We start from the raw sequence: 15,330 nt of genomic DNA, 5'->3' as shown, positions 1-15,330 counted from the left end.
TTTTTTTGTTATGCGTTCCCTTGATTCTTAGCAATGATGGCTTCTGCCACATTGCGAGGTACTTCATCATAGGTGTTAAACTCCATAGAGAAAATACCCCGACCTTGGGTCTTAGACCGGATATCCGTAGCATAACCAAACATCTCTGCTAATGGAACTTTAGCAGTGACTTTGGCAATGCCGTCTTCAGAACCCATACCTTCAATTTGACCACGGCGGGAGTTGAGGTCACCCATGACATCCCCAAGGAAGTCTTCGGGCACTTCAACCTCAACTTTCATCATAGGCTCTAGGAGTACTGGCGCAGCCTTCATCACAGCATTCCGCATGGCCATAGAACCAGCAATCTTAAATGCCATTTCTGAAGAGTCTACGTCGTGATAAGACCCATCTATTAGGGTAACTTTCACGTCGATCACTGGATACCCTGCTAGAATACCTGATTCACAGGCTTCCTTCATCCCCTGTTCAGCAGGAGAGATGTACTCTCTCGGTACAGAACCACCTACAATCTTGGAGACGAATTCAAAACCACTACCAGTATCTCCTGGTTCCAATTCAACAATAACGTGACCGTACTGACCTTTACCGCCACTTTGACGGATAAATTTACCTTCCGCCTGGACTGATTTACGAATCGTCTCTCGATAGGCTACCTGGGGAGCGCCCACATTCGCTTCTACCTTAAACTCTCGCAGCATCCGGTCTACCAGGATTTCCAAGTGCAGTTCACCCATGCCCGCAATCACAGTTTGGTTGGTTTCTGGGTCAATGCTGACACGGAAGGTGGGGTCTTCTTCAGATAGGGATTGGAGGGCTTTGGATAGCTTCTCCATATCCTGCTTGGTTTTTGGCTCTACTGCCACCGAGATCACTGGTTCTGGAATGAAGAGGGATTCCAAAATAATCGGAGACTCTTCGTCACAAATAGTATCCCCAGTGATAGTATGCTTCAAACCAACCGCAGCGCCCAAGTCTCCAGCCCGCAACTCCTCTACTTCAATCCGGTCATCAGCTTTCAATACAATCAAGCGAGATATCCGTTCCTTCTTATCCTTAGTGGAGTTGAGGACATAGCTCCCCTTCTTCAGTACCCCAGAGTACACCCGTAGGAAAGTTAGGCGACCATAGGGGTCTGCCATAATCTTAAATGCCAGAGCTGACATAGGGGCTTCGTCATCAGCCACCCGCTCGACGGTTTCACCCTTAGGCATAGTACCTTGAATTGGCGGAACATCAATCGGAGCTGGTAGGTAATCAATAACCGCATCCAACAGCAGCTGAACCCCTTTGTTCTTGAATGCAGAGCCACACAGCATGGGAACGATTCTGCCCTCAATGGTTCCTTTGCGCAGGGCTTCACGAATTTCCTCTGCCGTGATTTCCTCTCCTTCAAGGTACTTCTCAATTAACGCCTCGTCAGTTTCAGCCACCGATTCCACTAATTTGGCATGGTATTCTTGGGCTTGCTCTTTGACCTCTTCAGGAATTTCTGTATCTTCGATGTCAGTTCCCAGGTCATTGGTGTATATCTTGGCTCGCATCCGCACCAAGTCAACAATTCCTCTAAAATCCTTTTCACTGCCAATAGGGATTTGGATGGGAACAGCATTGGAGCGCAATCGGTCACGAACTTGCTCGTAGACCTTGAAGAAGTTTGCTCCTGTCCGGTCCATTTTATTAACAAAAGCAATTCGAGGTACCTGATAGCGGTCTGCTTGCCGCCAGACTGTTTCAGACTGAGGCTGGACACCACCTACGGAGCAAAACACAGCAATCACACCATCCAATACCCGCATGGAGCGTTCCACTTCAATGGTGAAGTCAACGTGACCGGGAGTATCGATAATATTAATCCGATGCTCTCGCCAGTTGGTGCTAATCGCAGCAGCAGTGATCGTGATTCCCCGCTCCCGCTCTTGGTCCATCCAATCAGTTACAGCTGTACCTTCATGGACTTCACCAATTTTGTGAACAATTCCGGAATAAAACAGGATTCGTTCAGTTGTTGTTGTTTTGCCCGCATCAATATGAGCTGCAATTCCGATATTGCGTGTTTTCTCAAGGGGGATGGTGCGTGCCACGGTTACCTCCTTTATCTGGTGCCACCATTTCCTCACCAGGTAGCTATCTATTTACAATTTTATACTTTTTTTAAGTTTTTTAGGCATTTGTGGACATTATCTTATGGCTACCAGGTTCTTGTTCTGAACTTTTAGGGTAATTAGTACCGATAGTGGGCAAAAGCTTTATTTGCCTCGGCCATTCTATGGGTTTCTTCACGCTTGCGAATAGCATTTCCGGTTTCATTGGCAGCATCCATCAGCTCATTAGCCAATTTGCTAGCCATGCTCCGACCGGAGCGACTTCTGGAGAATTTAATCAGCCAGCGTAGGGCTAGGGTAGTCCCTCGCTCAGCCTTTACTTCCATAGGAACCTGATAGGTTGCCCCACCAACCCGGCGAGCCTTGACTTCTACTAGAGGCGTCAGGTTACGCACAGCTTTTTCAAAAGTTTCTATGGGATCAGCTCCAGTTCTTTCTTCAATGATTTTCATTGCGTCATAGATAATTCGGTAGGCAAGGGATTTCTTGCCATGACGCATCAGTCTACACCCCAACATACAAATCAGGCGACTGTTATAGACTGGGTCAGGGGGGACAGGACGCTTTTTAACAACTGAGCGACGAGACATAAGTAAGCTTCAGAAAAAATCAAAAATACAGTTTACTATTAAAAATTAACCAAGGCAAACAAATACACTCCTGTGATTAACCCTAGTGTGATTAACCCTGGTGCGATTAACCTTGGTTATACAGTTAGCTTATGGTTGGTCTTGTAAATCCTGTTTTTGTTTACAGGTTGTACGAGAAGCTAATCAGTGCAGCTTTCTAGTATGCCTAGGCTTCAGGAATTGAATCTTTCCTTGGGCAACGACCAAGCGCTATTTATCGGCATGGGTGAGATTACAGCAACTCTATTGCTGGAAGTCTCTTACTGTAGAGGGGTTAATGCTCGTGAGTTTACTTAGGGCGCTTCGTCCCATACTTAGAACGACCTTGACGCCGATCCTTAACTCCTGCCGTATCAAGGGTACCCCGAATAATGTGATATCGCACTCCAGGTAAGTCCTTAACACGACCGCCTCTGATCATCACGACGGAGTGTTCTTGTAGGTTATGACCAATACCAGGAATATAAGCTGTTACTTCAAATCCTGAAGTCAGACGAACCCTTGCCACCTTTCGCAAGGCTGAGTTCGGCTTTTTGGGTGTGGTTGTGAAGACTCTAGTACAAACACCACGGCGCTGGGGACATTGTTTCAGCGCTGGGGACTTAGTTTTCTTCTTAGCTTTGAAGCGCTCGTTACTAATGAGCTGCTGAATGGTGGGCATGGGTTACGGCTTAATAAACATTGGTTGATTGAACTTAATCAACTACAAACAAACCAAAGGTAATTATACCAATAATAACACTATGGTGTCAATCTGGCTCCTGTGATGGGTCTACACGAAAGGAATTACCGCAGTCGCAGCTTTCTGAAGCGTTAGGGTTATGGAAGCGAAACCCTCCTCCCATGAGGTCTTCTGAGTAATCTAGAGTTAAGCCATTGATAGTTTTTAGGCTTTGCGGGTCTACTATGACACTGATGCCATCACACTCATAGACCTGATCCTCAGAATTGATCACTTGCTCAAAGTCAATAGTGTAGTAAAAATCAGCACACCCCCCCTGGCGCACACCTAGACGTAATTTGGCCTCTGGCTTTTGACCCTTGGACTGTACACGTCTAATCTCACTCGCAGCAGCTTTACTCAGTTTAATCATTAACGATAGTAACTATACGCAACAACTAGCACCAGCTAATGTTACCTCAAAAAGGAATAGTCATTAATCATTAGTCATTTAATTTGCCACTGCCAAGAGGCTTTTTTGGGCATCCTAAAGACTTATAACTAATGACTAATGACTACTAACTAAAGACTTACAACTAATGAGCCCTTTGGGTAATTCAAAATTCAAAATTCAAAATTCACGCATCAAGTTTAGAACAAATTTTGAATTAATTAATTCCGGGTACAAGCCCCCCGGGGAATTAAAAATTCAAAATTCAAAATTCAAAATCTAGAATTGTCCGAATCATTTTGAATTAATAATTTTGAACTTTGAATTGGAGCGTTCGCGCAGCGTGACCTACGGTCAAGCGAGTTGTGGTCTTCAATCAGTGGCGGGTACAAGCCCCCACTGATTGTCATTTTGAATTAATAATTTTTAATTTTGAATTGGAGCGTTCGCACCTCAAGGAGCGTCGGCAATGCCTATAGCGTGACCTACGGTCAAGCGACTTGACTCAATCTATTTGTCTTCTGCTTTGCTACGGGCATAGTCATCTTCAAAACGAATAATGTCATCTTCTCCGAGGTATTCTCCATTCTGAACTTCAATTAAAACGAGGGGAATAACACCAGGATTCTCTAGTCGATGAGCATGGCCTTGGGGAACATAGGTTGATTGATTTTGATGAATAATTTCTTGTTTATCGCCACAAAGAACTTTAGCTGTACCACTGACAACAATCCAGTGTTCGCTCCTATGGTAGTGCATCTGTAAACTTAAGCGATGACCCGGCTTGACTTCAATGCGCTTGATTTTGTATCCCCGTCCTTCTTCTAAGACAGTGAATGACCCCCAAGGTCGTAGTTCGGTAGCGGCAACGCCTTCAGCTACTCGGGATGACTGTAGGGTAATTGCGGAAACTTGAGAAATTTCTTTTGACTGAACCATGGTTTTGTTACTGAAAACGTCTAGCTAAGTGATTTTGGGAAAGTTGACTAATCGGTTACTAATTTCTAGCTTAAACAAAATCAAGGATAATTGACTATAACCAAACCTAGCAAACTATAACTATTTTTTTAATGTCAGATTAGTCTATTACCTGAATTTATATCAATTCTTTACACTCTTATATAGTTATCTTGACCTAAGTGGAAGCTGAATAAACCTATAGTTAAGGGATTCGTGATTTCGGAAAATCTTAATAAATATGAGCACTTCATAATTCCTTCATACTTAATACTTAATACTTCTTAAACTATTAGGGAACAGGTGTAAAAAAGATGCCCAGACCGTTGTTAACTGGTGCTGCTGTATAGGGAGAGCGATCTAGGAGTTGACCACCTAGATAAAGTCCAGTTGAGCTACCCCCGTCAAGATTGAGGGCATTAATGGCTCCCAATTTCTGCATCAACTGAGCTGTTTCCCTTAATGTTGGGCCACGTCCAGTATGACTATACTGAAAAGCAGCAATAATCAATGTGCCATTAGCAGTGCTTCCAATAGCACTGCGTGGAGCAGACTGCTGAATAAAGGCATCACTAAATTGTTCCGATTTGCCATCCAAAACAATAAGCCTATCTTGTAGTAGCAGTGGTCCACCACCGAGAATATGGGGGTAGCCATTGAAGTCAGCGGGAAAGGTACTTCCCTCAATTCGCACTTGGGTACCGATACTAAGATCATGAACGGCTGTGCTGTTGGCCCTCAGGGTAACTAGATAGCCATTGGGGGGGATAGGAAAGGCTTGCTGACCGGCAAGTCCTCCAGGCAAAAGATGGGTGACCGAGTTGTTCTGGACAACTACGATGATTTCATGATCAATTAAGGGAGTGTAGGTTGGTCCGAAGGCGCGAGTGTAGCGGGCAATTCCAGCTTTGACATAACCACTGTTGAGGAATAGTACTGGCAAACGTTTCTGGTTTGAGGTAACTAAGGTTTCGGTCAGGCTCAGTCGTCCGAGTTTAACGTGACCGCGATCATTCCAAGCGATCGCTCCCCGATTCAAAATTGGACCAGATAACCACCGACTATCACGGCGAATTGCTCCTAAGGGCAATTGGTTGTTACGGTTGAAAAAGCCAGCATTAATTGCAGCAGATGCTTGCCACCACTGAGCAGCTTTAATTAGTGGGGCTGTTCCCACTTGCGTCGTAGCATTACTGCCAATCGGTCTGAGGCGCAAGTGGTGAGATTTGGGGTCAACCTCCAGCCACACCACTGGGAAACTAGTATCTTTGAGACTAATCAACTGCTGACGCCACTGGATGCCAGGTGCCCAGAGAATATTTTTCTTGACCATGGCATCGGGTCGCAAATCAATCACCAATCGAAACGGGTTAGGCAAGGTGAAAACTCGCAGACGTTTACCTTTGGGGAAATCCACCCTGAGCCTAGTTTGGTTCTGATGGCTTTCTAAGCGGATAACCGGTTTATCCATAGGAGCGCCCACGGAAATGGGAGCTACATCTTCAGGCCCTTGGATCTTGGCACCCTCTAGAGCATTAAAACCCTTGACTAGTGACTGGTCGGCTGAGGCAGCTACTGTAATCACACCTTCAGTGCGTCGGTCATTGACTTGCCAGAAGGTTGGGCGGTCTAAATCAAGAACAATACGATTACCCCAAGGCTGACGTCCCTGGCGGATAGCCTTCACCCTGGCTGGCATGGAAGAGATATACAGCTTATCCCCGTGAACTTGTAACTGCCAACCTGCTGTTTTGGCAAAATCGGTAATATCTAGATATCGATAAGCACCACTAACTTGGCTGGGGAAAACTACTGATGTACTCCGGGGTTTAGAAAACCACCGGATCGGTTGCTTGGTAAAATCTTTACTATTGAGCATTTCTATGCCCAAAGTTTGCATCGCTCCTACATCACTGATGCCAGTGCGCACTGAGGTTCCGACCAGCCACTGCTGCCAAGGTAAGTTGATCCGCTGACCATTTAAATACACTTGAAACCCTTGTCGGATCACCTGGGGGGGGACAGAGAAAAACTCTACCTCTAAGGTGTTATCAGGCATGGGTGGTAGCTCTTCCAATAGTTTCTTCCCCTTTAAAACTAGGATGTTCTCCTGGGTGGTTTGGGATAAACTTTGAACGAGGACAGGGGTCTCTTCATCTGCTGGGGGCAACTGGTTAAGTAACTCTTTAAAGCTATTTAAGATTAAGGGTTCAATTGCTCCAACTCGCCTATTTGCCGTAGCTACGGATGCTGGGAATAGAATTAGGAGCAAGAGGGTAATGGCTAGCTTGGAGATCTTAGTCCACACTTTTGTAGTATCAATTCCGGTCTTTGGTGTTACTCTAGTCACCATCAAAGGGTTCCATTGAGCATTGGTTGCTGCTAGTAGCCTGTTTCCTCAAAGGACTGATTTGGCTGAAAGCATACCTTTCATAGCCTAAATCAGTCAGCAAAAACTATAGAGAAGGTTTAATTTCACATACTCTTAACCTAGGCTCTAGGCATTTAGGCTCTAGGCATGGCGTTGCTTAATAATGGAATGATTTTATAGCAGTCGCCAGGGTAATTAGGACATGACAAAAGTCTCAAACTACAGTTTGGCTTGAGTTTAACTTCTGACTTCTGACTTCTGACTTCTGACTTCTGCTATAAGAGTAGGTGCGCGCCTCCAAGGCCGCGAGCAATCCCTCGCGGCCTTGGGTCGCACCTGTGGAATGGGCATCTTGCTTAGGTGCGCTCTTACTTGGCGAATTAAATTCGCCACGGGTCGCACCTGTGGAATGGGCATCTTGCGTGGAACTGGCATCTTGCCAGTTTCAATATCTTTTCGCGCGGGCAGGATGCCCACTCTACTTATATTCATTCAAAAATTGAGCAACGCTCTAGGCATTTAGGCTAAGTGGGTTCTAAAAAAGTTATGAAGCACTCCGGGTCAAGCACGGAGGCCCTCAACTCCGCCTTTTGTAAGACCTAAGACCATGAGCCTAATACCTAGGCATTTAGAGAGGAGATGCCACCTGGTCTAAACTAAGACTGTGATGAAGGCTACTGTGACAACATCAAGTCCTGTCAGTGCAAAAGAGTCGTTAAGAAAGCTATTTTGAGTTTCGCTCAATGGTCTTGATCACTGCTACGGTAAATCCACCAATTTCTTCCCGAGTAAAATTTTCAGTAGGTTTATGGAGAAATTAGGTATTGCTATCGCTAACCTATTTCTTATATCATGACTATCCACCTATATAGGTAAGTTTCTAGGATTTATGCCAGCGTCAGGGAACCCTGGTCACTTTGGTCATCAGCTAGGTGGTTAGTTGCATGCCCTTGTTGAAGCACTAAGCGTGTTGCTACTGGTAAAACCTGATCAGGTTAACTACATCCCTTGCTCTGTGTCGGAGGATGTAGCTTTTGTGTCAGCAGCTGACCAGATTTCATTGGATACTCAGGATAGGAGTTTCTAAGGGAAAAAAAGCTTGATAGATTTTTCCACCCAGGGACTCGGGATTAGACCCAACCAAATTCTGGCTCACCATTGATGGTAAATCATTGTTGATTTTTCCAGCCTAGTAGCAGTCTATAGGTCACTGCTACTAGGTTAATAGTCCTCAGTCTGTAATGAAAGCATCACTAAACACCGTGAATAATTGGATGAATAATATCGATAACCATAAAAACCAGGAAGATCTACAACACTATCACAAAAGGATACCGTATCCAGGTCAACGTTGGTTGGTGGAGGAACGAGATGCCTGTGGGGTTGGCTTTATTGCTTCTGGGCAGGGTATAGCTAGCCATAAATTGATTGAACAAGCTCTAGTGGCACTGGGTTGTTTAGAACACCGGGGGGGGTGTAGTGCTGACCAAGATTCAGGGGATGGTGCAGGCTTATTGACCGCTATTCCCTGGAAACTGTTGCAAAAATGGTTGACCGAACAAGGAATTGACCAGCCTCCTACGGAGCAGTTGGGAGTTGGGATGGTATTCTTGCCTCAGGATGAGACGTTGGTTAGCCAAGGTAAGTCAATTGTTGAGGAAGTCCTCGCTCAAGAAGGCTTAAAGGTTTTAGGCTGGCGTGTGGTACCAGTACGTTCAGAGATCCTGGGTATCCAAGCGAAAGCCAATCAACCCCATATCGAACAGTTGATCGTAGCCTCTGAAGGGGAGATAGGAGATGAACTGGAGCGTTTGCTGTTCAAAACTCGCTGTCGCATTGCTAAGGCCCTAAAATCTCAGAGTACCATCCGAGTGCCTGAGGATTGGTATTTTTGCTCTTTTTCTAGTCGCACGATTGTCTACAAAGGCATGGTGCGCTCAGCGGTACTTGGAGAGTTTTATTTAGATTTAAAAAATCCTGATTACCAGAGTGGTTTTGCTGTCTATCATCGACGCTTTAGCACCAATACTATGCCCAAGTGGCCCCTCGCTCAACCGATGCGCTTGTTGGGACATAATGGTGAGATTAATACTCTGTTGGGCAATGTCAACTGGATGATCGCCCGAGAGGCTGACTTGGCTCATCCGGTTTGGGAAAAAGGGTTGAAGGCAAATAACCTTGAATCTGCAACCGAAACTAACCTGAAACCAAATAACTCCTTAGATGAGATCAAGCCTATTATCAATCCAGAAAACAGTGACTCAGCCATCTTAGATAATGTATTTGAATTACTGGTGCAATCTGGACGCAGTCCTCTGGCAGGATTAATGATCATGGTGCCGGAGGCTTACCAAAATCAGCCGGATTTGGATAACTATCCGGAAATTGTTGATTTTTATGAATACTACAGTGGAATTCAGGAAGCTTGGGATGGTCCAGCGCTATTAGTATTCAGTGATGGGAAAACAGTGGGAGCCAGCCTAGACCGAAATGGATTACGACCGGCTCGTTATAGCATTACCCGGGATGGCTATGTGGTGGTGGCATCAGAAGTGGGGGTAGTGGACTTGCCAGAATCCGAGATTGTGGAAAAGGGCAGACTCGGACCAGGGCAAATGATTGCTGTTGACCTGGAAAGCAACGAAATTCTAAAAAACTGGGACATCAAGCAACGGGTGGCAGCTCAGCAACCCTATGGTCAATGGCTGAAGCAGTATCGTGTAAAATTGGAACCCCAACCCTTTACTGAGGCTCCTGAACAAGATGCGGCTGAGTTACTGCGTCAGCAGACCGCTTTTGGCTACACTGCTGAGGATGTGGAGATGATCATCCAGCCGATGAGCACCCAGGGGAAAGAACCTACTTTCTGTATGGGAGATGATATTCCCTTGGCGGTACTCTCCAATAAGTCTCGACTACTCTATGACTATTTCAAACAACGCTTTGCCCAGGTCACTAACCCACCTATTGACCCTCTGCGGGAAAGTTTGGTGATGTCGTTGAGTATAGAGCTGGGTGAGCGAGGGAATATATTAGAAGCTAAGCCCGAGTATGCCCAGTTGTTAAAGCTGGAAACCCCAGTACTCAATGAGGCCGAGTTGGCAGCGGTGAAAGCCTCAGGGTTTGAGACGGCTGAACTGTCTACTTTATTTGAAATTGCTACTGGTCCGGGGGGGCTAGAAGTAGCTGTGAGTCGTCTGTGTGACCAAGCGGCTGAGTCGGTAAGGGCTGGCAAAAAGATTCTGATTTTGAGTGATAAAACTGCTGGAGGGCTTTCTGAAAACTACACCTATATTCCACCGATGTTGGCTGTAGGTGCGGTTCACCACCACCTGATCTCTCAAGGATTAAGGATGAAGGCATCCATTATTGTGGAAACGGCTCAATGCTGGAGTACTCATCACTATGCTTGCTTAATCGGTTATGGTGCATCAGCAGTTTGTCCGTATTTGACTTGGGAATCGGTGCGGAATTGGTGGGCTAATCCTAAAACTCAAAAATTGATGGCCCAGGGGAAACTGGAAAGCCTAACCATAGACCAAGCTCAGAAAAATTATCGCAAGGCGGTAGAAGCAGGTTTATTGAAAATCCTATCTAAGATGGGAATTTCCCTATTATCGTCTTACCATGGCGCTCAGATTTTTGAAGCTATTGGCATTGGTGGGGATTTATTGGCACTAGCCTTTAAGGGAACTACATCCCGGCTGGGAGGTTTGAGTATTGCTGATTTAGCTCAGGAAGTGATGGAGTTTCACAAGCGGGCTTTCCCCCTGACGGCTAAGAAACTGGAAAACTTTGGCTTTATCAATTACCGTCCTCGGGGCGAGTATCACATGAACAGCCCTCAAATGGCTAAAGCCCTACACAAGGCGGTTTCTGCTTTCGTCCGTGACCAATCCTCTAACAATGGCAACGGGAAACATCACAAAGAGTTGGAAGTTAGCAAGTTGCAGGTTAAACCTTCAAACCTTGAAGCTAACAAAGAAGCCTACGACCACTACGATGTGTATCGCAAACTGTTGGAAGAGCGTCCAGCAACTGCACTACGAGATTTGTTGGACTTCAACAGCGACCAACCTACTATTGAGATCGAGGAAGTAGAACCTGTTGAGGAAATTGTCAAGCGCTTCTGTACCGGCGCAATGTCCCTAGGCTCTCTATCCCGAGAAGCTCATGAAACTCTAGCTATTGCGATGAACCGGATTGGCGGTAAATCCAACAGTGGTGAAGGGGGTGAAGACCCAGTGCGCTTCACCATTCTGAATGATGTGGATCAGACTGGTCATTCTCAGACTCTACCTCACTTAAAGGGATTACGTAATGGGGATGTTGCTTCCTCTGCGGTTAAGCAAGTAGCATCTGGTCGTTTTGGAGTAACACCAGAGTACCTGATGAGTGGGAAGCAGTTAGAAATTAAGATTGCTCAAGGTGCTAAGCCAGGGGAAGGGGGTCAGTTACCGGGTAAGAAGGTCAGTCCCTACATTGCTAAGCTGCGGCGTTCTAAGCCAGGGGTAACCCTAATTTCCCCACCACCCCATCATGATATCTATTCGATTGAAGACCTAGCGCAGCTGATTTTTGATTTGCATCAGATTAACCCTCAAGCTAAGGTATCTGTGAAGTTGGTGGCAGAAATTGGGATTGGAACTGTTGCGGCTGGGGTAGCTAAAGCGAATGCGGATGTAATCCAAATTTCTGGTCATGATGGCGGGACTGGAGCATCTCCCCTGAGTTCGATTAAGCACGCTGGAGTGCCTTGGGAACTGGGAGTAACTGAAGTACATCGGATCTTGATGGAAAACCAACTACGCGATCGCGTTTTGCTGCGGGTAGATGGTGGCTTAAAAACTGGTTGGGACGTACTGATGGCGGCCTTGATGGGAGGACAAGAGTTCGGTTTCGGTTCGGTATCGATGATTGCTGAAGGCTGCATTATGGCACGGATTTGCCATACCAATCAATGTCCTGTAGGAGTTGCTACTCAGCAAGAACGGCTGCGCCAGCGCTTTAGCGGGATTCCAGGCCATGTTGTCAACTTCTTCTACTTTGTGGCTCAGGAAGTGCGATCGCTTCTTGCCAAACTAGGTTACCGTTCCTTAAAGGATATCATTGGTCGGGCTGATCTACTCAAAGTCCGGGAGGACCTTGAGTTGACTAAGACATCTATGCTGAATCTAGATTGTCTGACTCAGCTGCCTGATACTCGCACAGACCGCAGTTGGCTCAACCATAAGGATGTCCACAGCAACGGCCCAGTGCTAGATGATCAACTGCTGGGTGACGCTGACCTGACGAATGCTATTCAAAACCATGGGTCTGTGACTAAAGATGTGGACATCGTGAACACTGACCGTACTGTAGGGGCTCGAATTGCTGGAGTAATTGCCAAGCAGTATGGTAACAGTGGTTTCGATGGAAACATTACTCTCAACTTCAAGGGGGCTGCGGGTCAAAGCTTTGGTGCCTTTAACCTGCCTAGTATGACCCTGATTTTAACTGGTGAAGCCAATGACTATGTAGGTAAAGGGATGCATGGTGGTGAAATTATTATCAAACCACCCGCTGATGCCACCTACGACCCAGCTAACAATGTGATTGTAGGTAACACCTGCCTCTACGGTGCCACTGGCGGAACCTTATTTGCCCATGGCGGTGCTGGTGAGCGGTTTGGTGTGCGCAACTCTAAAGGCTGTGCTGTGATTGAGGCAGCTGGTGATCACTGCTGTGAATACATGACCGGTGGTGTAATTGTAGTCTTAGGGAAAGTGGGACGCAATGTAGGTGCTGGTATGACTGGTGGTTTAGCCTACTTCCTAGATGAAGAGGAGAGTTTTCCCGCCAAAGTGAACCAGGATGTCAAGATTCAACGGCTGATTTCAGCGGCTGGAGAGCAGCAGTTGAAAGGCTTAATTCAAGACCATGCCACTCGGACTGGTAGCCCGAAAGCCCAGATGATTCTGGATAACTGGTCTGAATATCTGCCCAAATTCTGGCAAGTGGTACCGCCTTCTGAGGCGGATACTCCTCAAGCCAATCCTGATGTGGTAGAGGAACGGGAGTTAGTTTCTTCGACAGTAGGCTAAAAACCTTGAACGCGATCGCGTGGCCTATTGGCCAAGGTTCTAGGTTGGCTTGGGTTAAAAGTTGCAGGTTAGAAGGTTGAAGGTTGGTTTGATCACCTTTAACCTTCAACCTGTCAAGATTCAACTGTGAAGAATCTTGGCCTTTAGGCCACGCGATCGCGTTCAACCTTTCACCTGCTCTAGGTCGATCTTTTCGAGGCAAAATTCATTCACAGATGCTTGACGACGAATCATCATCTCCCTTACCCAATCACGATTGCCTCGCTTAATATACTCTTCAATACAGTAAGCATAATAGCCAATGTGATTAGACTCGTCACTGATGAATTTATCGGATATCGTAGTTACCTTCTGTAAATCTTAAGGTCTGGCGTAGGCTTGCAGCACAGGACGCAAAAGAATTGGAATTTAAGTAAAATTTAACTAATTAAATTGGCTATACCGAACTGGCTGTGTAAAAATGTTATAAAATAATTATAGCAGTCCTAAATGATTCGTTAAATCTATTGGCCAAAGCTATCGCTATAACCCTTGCACAGCAACGATTACAGATGCTGATTTTACAAATAAATGATTTAGGATTGCTGTAGTATAATCCTGATTGGACGGTAATTTGAGTTTTTAAGCGATGCAGCGCGGTCTTGGGGGTTTCCCCCATGAGCGACTGCATCAAGAGATAGAATGATTTTTTCTAAAAACCCCATCCAATCAGACCTAGTCGGGAATAAGCACGGTTTTATAGACACTAGGTTCGGTAGATCCAAAATTCCCTTTGAAGGCTATAGTTTTCGCTTTGAGTTTCTCAAAAAACAGATTCTTGAGTTATTTGACGAAGTAATTTTATCTGGAAAATATACAGGACGCGGAAATCGTGTTATTGCTCTTGAAAAATCGATAAAAGATTTATGGGGAACAACCGGAATTGCCACATCATCTGGAACTATCTCTTTGCAAATAGCACTCATGTGCGCTGGAATCAATCCAGGTGATGAAGTAATAGTGCCTTCATTAACATTTATTTCAACAGCTTATGCTGTAAATGCAGTCGGAGGTATTCCAGTATTTGTAGATATAGACCCCAAAACACTAACCATTAATCCAGATGCAGTCTTGGATTCTATTACTAGCAAAACAGTAGCGATTATCCCAGTACATATGTATGGGCAAATGGCTGATATGGACAGATTAATGGATATAGCTAAAAAGTACAATCTAAAAATTATTGAAGATTGCGCACAAGCACATGGGGCTACTTATTATGGCAACTATGCTGGTAGTATGGGAGATTTTGGTTGTTTTTCTTTCTATAATGGTAAAAATATAGGCGGATTAGAAGATGGTGGCATGATCACAATGCAAGATGCAAAGAATGTGTCACAAGTCCTTCGTTTATCTGATTTAGGTAGAATCCCTGGAAATCGTTATAATCACGAGGTCTTTGGGCTAAGAGGGCGTATGGGAGAGTTTACAGCCGCATTAATAAATTTAGAATTAAAATTCTTAGAAGAGTGGAACCAACGTCGTAATTATATTGCTAATTATTACAACGCTCATTTTGATGGTTTACCACTACAGATTCCTTTTGTTGCTCCAGGGCGAACTCATGTTTATTATCTATACACTGTGATAACGGATTCAGTCCAGACAAGACAGAAATTAGAAGACCACTTAATTTCTGTTGGCATCGAAACTATGAGAATATATCCGAAATTGATTCCAGATCAACCTGTTTATCAAAATGGTTTACCTCATCGGGTAGGACGATTAACAATAGCAAAGCAAATCGTGGAAAGGTTATTATCTTTACCAGTCTATCCAGAATTGGAGATGACGGATCTTAACAGAATAGTTAAAGCAGTGCAGCAAGTATTTTGCCAGTAGTCGATAGTCATACCAAATCCCCTTGATTTAGGAGGTGTTTTTTGTAGGGCAATGTATCAAAAAGGTTGGTAATCGGAGTATACCTGAAAGGTGTTTGACAGGGCTTCTGGACTATGAGAGCAAGCGTGAGGATGATTTTAGCGATAGCGGTGGCATTCTCGCTTACTTAAGTTAGGTTGGGAGCGATCCCGT

10 protein-coding genes are annotated in these 15,330 nt (G+C 45.2%); 3 read left to right on the top strand and 7 right to left on the bottom strand.

All coding sequences use genetic code 11. The features are described from left to right. Positions 1-8: 8 nt before the first annotated feature. Entirely contained in the window at positions 9-2,084 is a 2,076-nt protein-coding gene (gene fusA, locus LYNGBM3L_RS04535; protein WP_008179642.1) for an elongation factor G, read from the bottom strand. Positions 2,085-2,224: 140 nt separating this feature from the next. Then, positions 2,225-2,695, bottom strand: coding sequence for a 30S ribosomal protein S7 (gene rpsG, locus LYNGBM3L_RS04530; protein ID WP_008179641.1), 471 nt, complete (start codon positions 2,693-2,695; stop codon positions 2,225-2,227). A 186-nt stretch (positions 2,696-2,881) separates the two neighbouring features. Here rpsG and LYNGBM3L_RS42800 point away from each other — a divergent pair, with 186 nt between their 5' ends. Continuing rightward, positions 2,882-3,031 (top strand): hypothetical protein, encoded by a 150-nt coding sequence (locus LYNGBM3L_RS42800; protein ID WP_154659673.1) that lies wholly within the window; start codon positions 2,882-2,884, stop codon positions 3,029-3,031. On the opposite strand, the gene rpsL is transcribed toward LYNGBM3L_RS42800, so the two are convergent. From rpsL to LYNGBM3L_RS39710, 5 genes are all read right to left on the bottom strand, one after another. Then, positions 3,024-3,395 (bottom strand): 30S ribosomal protein S12, encoded by a 372-nt coding sequence (rpsL, locus tag LYNGBM3L_RS04525; RefSeq protein WP_008179640.1) that lies wholly within the window; start codon positions 3,393-3,395, stop codon positions 3,024-3,026. The genes LYNGBM3L_RS42800 and rpsL overlap by 8 nt on opposite strands. Before the next feature lie 88 nt (positions 3,396-3,483). Continuing rightward, positions 3,484-3,828, bottom strand: a complete 345-nt coding sequence (locus LYNGBM3L_RS04520) for a HesB/IscA family protein (RefSeq protein WP_008179639.1) — start codon at positions 3,826-3,828, stop codon at positions 3,484-3,486. 528 nt (positions 3,829-4,356) lie between these two features. Further along, on the bottom strand, positions 4,357-4,785 hold the full coding sequence (locus LYNGBM3L_RS04515; protein ID WP_008179636.1) for a phosphomannose isomerase type II C-terminal cupin domain: 429 nt from the start codon (positions 4,783-4,785) through the stop codon (positions 4,357-4,359). Between the two features lie 310 nt (positions 4,786-5,095). Further along, entirely contained in the window at positions 5,096-7,156 is a 2,061-nt protein-coding gene (locus LYNGBM3L_RS04510; RefSeq protein ID WP_008179634.1) for a phosphodiester glycosidase family protein, read from the bottom strand. Between the two features lie 255 nt (positions 7,157-7,411). After that, positions 7,412-7,666, bottom strand: coding sequence for a hypothetical protein (locus LYNGBM3L_RS39710; protein ID WP_008179632.1), 255 nt, complete (start codon positions 7,664-7,666; stop codon positions 7,412-7,414). A 782-nt stretch (positions 7,667-8,448) separates the two neighbouring features. On the opposite strand from LYNGBM3L_RS39710, the gene LYNGBM3L_RS04505 reads away from it, so the two are divergent. Beyond that, a complete protein-coding gene (locus LYNGBM3L_RS04505) occupies positions 8,449-13,257 on the top strand; it encodes a glutamate synthase-related protein (protein WP_008179630.1) in 4,809 nt (1,602 codons plus the stop codon). 681 nt (positions 13,258-13,938) lie between these two features. Next, positions 13,939-15,138, top strand: a complete 1,200-nt coding sequence (locus LYNGBM3L_RS04500) for a DegT/DnrJ/EryC1/StrS family aminotransferase (RefSeq protein WP_008179628.1) — start codon at positions 13,939-13,941, stop codon at positions 15,136-15,138. Positions 15,139-15,330: the final 192 nt, after the last annotated feature.

Origin of the sequence: Moorena producens 3L, from assembly GCF_000211815.1 — a bacterium.
GTDB classification, from domain to species: domain Bacteria; phylum Cyanobacteriota; class Cyanobacteriia; order Cyanobacteriales; family Coleofasciculaceae; genus Moorena; species Moorena producens.
Note: the sequence above shows the minus strand (reverse complement) of the source record. Positions and strands in the feature narration are given on the sequence as shown.

Coding starts and splice junctions, on each gene's coding strand:
- rpsG (WP_008179641.1), bottom strand. CDS start 2,695: ATGTCTCGTCGCTCAGTTGTTAAAAAGCGTCCTGTCCCCCCTGACCCA.
- rpsL (WP_008179640.1), bottom strand. CDS start 3,395: ATGCCCACCATTCAGCAGCTCATTAGTAACGAGCGCTTCAAAGCTAAG.
- LYNGBM3L_RS04520 (WP_008179639.1), bottom strand. CDS start 3,828: ATGATTAAACTGAGTAAAGCTGCTGCGAGTGAGATTAGACGTGTACAG.
- LYNGBM3L_RS04515 (WP_008179636.1), bottom strand. CDS start 4,785: ATGGTTCAGTCAAAAGAAATTTCTCAAGTTTCCGCAATTACCCTACAG.
- LYNGBM3L_RS04510 (WP_008179634.1), bottom strand. CDS start 7,156: ATGGTGACTAGAGTAACACCAAAGACCGGAATTGATACTACAAAAGTG.
- LYNGBM3L_RS39710 (WP_008179632.1), bottom strand. CDS start 7,666: ATGAATATAAGTAGAGTGGGCATCCTGCCCGCGCGAAAAGATATTGAA.
- LYNGBM3L_RS04505 (WP_008179630.1), top strand. CDS start 8,449: ATGAATAATATCGATAACCATAAAAACCAGGAAGATCTACAACACTAT.
- LYNGBM3L_RS04500 (WP_008179628.1), top strand. CDS start 13,939: ATGATTTTTTCTAAAAACCCCATCCAATCAGACCTAGTCGGGAATAAG.